The 407-nt window shown below is 58.5% G+C and carries 1 protein-coding gene; it reads right to left on the minus strand.

Annotation, left to right across the window (positions count from 1 at the left end; translation table 11 throughout):
- Nucleotides 1–407, minus strand: a 407-nt coding sequence (locus tag AC1RPQ_RS08000; RefSeq protein WP_481762262.1) for a hypothetical protein, incomplete at both ends; no start/stop codon positions are given.

Consider the following 407-nt stretch of genomic DNA (forward strand, 5'->3'; position numbering starts at 1 on the left):
GACATGATATCCTCGCCCTCGACCACGGGCATCATGTAACCGCCCTTGAACGATGCGACGTTCACCTTCAGCTCGAACGGAGCAACGCGCTTCAGCAGCGCGTAGACCAGAGCGTGGCCCGCTTCGTGCGCCGCGACCATCGCCGTGAATTCCACGCTCCGCTTCTTCTTTTCCTTGTCCATATCGAATTCGACGTGGAACAGCGCGGTTTTCGTCGTCTTCTTCGAGCGCGGGCGGGGCAGCGTCTGGATTGCCTGTACCTTATGCTCACCATTCGACAGTTCCTTCGTCATCACGAATTCGGCACCCCGCACATCATTCTCGATTGCCCAGAATGCGGCATCGACCAGCAGCGTCGAGAACATCTTGTGAATCGAGCTGAACACCGGACGCGTACCCTGCGTCGG

Source organism: Dellaglioa sp. CoH-57-MRSF-21 (assembly GCF_056781915.1).